General features: G+C 61.7%; 2 protein-coding genes and 1 riboswitch. Both genes read left to right on the top strand.

The features are described 5' to 3' along the window. Positions 1-772, top strand: a 772-nt coding sequence (locus ACIQ2A_RS25925) for a TonB-dependent receptor (RefSeq protein ID WP_398484960.1), incomplete at its 5' end; no start/stop codon positions are given. A gap of 193 nt (positions 773-965) precedes the next feature. Then, a riboswitch (cobalamin riboswitch) is annotated at positions 966-1,186 on the top strand. Between the two features lie 106 nt (positions 1,187-1,292). Then, the coding region (locus ACIQ2A_RS25920; RefSeq protein WP_398484958.1) for a TonB-dependent receptor at positions 1,293-2,622 on the top strand (1,330 nt) is incomplete at its 3' end.

Genomic DNA, 2,622 nt, shown 5'->3' with positions numbered 1-2,622 from the left:
CCGCACCGACTTCTTCAATCCGGCCAACAGCCTCGACAAGTCGTTCTCGAACACGACCTGGCGTGTCGGCGCCGTCTATACGCCGATCAAGGATCTCGCTTTCTACGGCCAGTATTCCACCGCCGTCGATCCCGTCACCAGCGGCCTTCTCGCGCTCAATGCAGCGAATGCGAACTTCACCCTCGCCACCGGCCGGCAGGTCGAATTCGGTGTCAAGCAATCGCTGTTTAACGGCCGCGCGGAATGGACGCTCGCCGGCTATGAGATCGTGAAGAACAATCTGCTGGCGCGCGATCCCAATAACCTCAACGTGGTCCTGCAGGTCGGCCAGCAATCGTCCCGCGGCATCGAGGCGTCGGTCGGCATGCTGCTGGACTATGGCTGGCGCATCGATGCCAACACCACATTCCTGCAGGCAAAGTATGATGACTTCCTGCAGGCCAGCGGCGTCAATTTCGCCGGCAATGTGCCGGTCAACGTGCCGCTCAACGTCTCCAATATCTGGGCGACATGGGACTTCGCGCCGAACTGGTCGGCCAATGCCGGCATCCAGATCGTCGGCAAGACCTATGCGGATGCAGCCAACACGCTGGCCCGCTCGGCCTATAACGTCGTCAATGCCGGCGTGCAGTGGAAGCCCGATGCGAACACCACCGTGTCGCTGCGCGTCTACAATCTGTTCGACGAGATCTACGCCACCGGTGGCGGCACCAATCAGTGGATCCTCGGCATGCCACGCACGGCGCAGATGGCTGTGAATGTGAAGTTCTGAGGGAGCAACACACTCTAACTGTCATCCCCGCCTAGCGCACCGAAGGTGCGCGCGGAGCGGGGATCCAGTACACACTGTCTTCACAGCTTTATATCTAAAGCTCGTGTCTACTGGATCGCCCGGTCAAGCCGGGCGATGACAGTGAGAGTGCGGTAGACAACCCACCTCCCAATTGACTCCTTCCAAACTTTCACCTTAACGTGATCGCGACGGTGCCCTTCGGGGACCAAAAGGGAATGCGGTGAGACGCGCTCTGTGAGTCAAACAAACTCAGCAAGCGCATCGATTCCGCGGCTGCCCCCGCAACTGTAAGCGGCGAGCCTTCGCCATCAGCCACTGGGCTCTCCGCCTGGGAAGGCGGCGACAGGCACCGACCCGCGAGCCAGGAGACCTGCCGTCAGTCGTGGTCACACGCGAGCACATTGGGCGGGGTGCCCCGGTGGAAGCCGAGTTGCGTTCGTGAGGAATGCAGAGCGGCTTGGTTTGCGGTGACGTGCCACGTTATCGCGAGTCTCGAACCATGATCGTCACTCATCTCTTGACGGCCGACCGGCGCTATCTCCTTCTTTCAACCGTCGCGCTGTCCTGCCTGCTCTGGCCTGCCGAAAGCTGGTCGCAAACGGCACAGCAGAGTCAGACACTTGACCCCGTCGTCGTGCAGCCGACTGCCCAGCCGCAACGCGCACGCCGCGCGACATCAGGCAACGCCACGCGCAATGCGCGCTCACGCCAGCAGCGCAATGTCGCCACAACGACGGCCGCGCCGGTTGCAGCACAGACTGGCCCGGTCTTCGCTGCACCAACGCTCAATCTCACCGGCACCACCTCCACCGGCAGCCGCCTCGGCCTCACGCGCCTGCAGACGCCGGCCAGCGTCGAGGTGATCTCGGCCGAGACCATGGCCGAACGCGGCCAGCAGAATGTCGTCGATGCCGTCACGCAGAATGCCACCGGCATCACCGCCATCGGCGAGCCCGGCAATGGCGGCATCGCCTTCTCGACCCGCGGCTTTGCCGGCAGCGGCTCGGTGACGTCGCTCTATGACGGCACCCGTCTTTATGTCGGTGCCGGCACCGTCAATTTTCCGTTCGACACCTGGACCGCCGAGAAGATCGAAGTGCTGCGTGGCCCGGCCTCGGTGATGTATGGCGAAGGCGCCATTGGCGGCGCCATCAATGTGGTGTCGAAACTGCCGCTCTGGGTGCCGCGCAACCAGGCCGAGATCTCGCTTGACAGCAACATGACCCGCCGCATCGCGCTGGATAGCGGTGGCCCCATCAGCAAGGACGTCGCTTATCGCATCGCCGTCACCGGCAACGCCTCCGATGGCTGGGTCGATCGCGACAACCAATCGAACATCGCGCTGCATGCCGCCGTTCAGATCAAGCAGAACGAGGACGTCACCTGGACGCTCTCGACCGACTATGGCGACCGGCATCCGTCGAAATATTTCGGCACGCCGCTGATCAACGGCCAGCTCGATCCCGCGACCCGCTTCAAGAACTACAATGTCAGCGACAGCACCATTCGTTATCAGGATAGCTGGAGCCAGGTGAAGACCGAATGGCAGGTGTCCGACGGCATCACGCTGCGCAATACGCTCTATTACATGTATGCGAAGCGGCACTGGAAGGAAGTCGAGATCTACGGCTTCAACAATGCCACCGGCCAGATCGATCGCAGCGATTACCTCGAAATCTATCACCAGCAGCAGCAGATCGGCGACCGTATGGACGCCACCTTCACCGGCCATCTGTTCGGCATGGTGAACACGTTTGTCGCAGGCTTCGACGTCAACCGCATCGACTTCAAGCATACCAACAATTCGCCTTATGGCGGCTTCTCGTCGG

The sequence above is a fragment of the Tardiphaga sp. genome, assembly GCF_044336785.1.
Lineage (GTDB): Bacteria > Pseudomonadota > Alphaproteobacteria > Rhizobiales > Xanthobacteraceae > Tardiphaga.
Note: the sequence above shows the minus strand (reverse complement) of the source record. Positions and strands in the feature narration are given on the sequence as shown.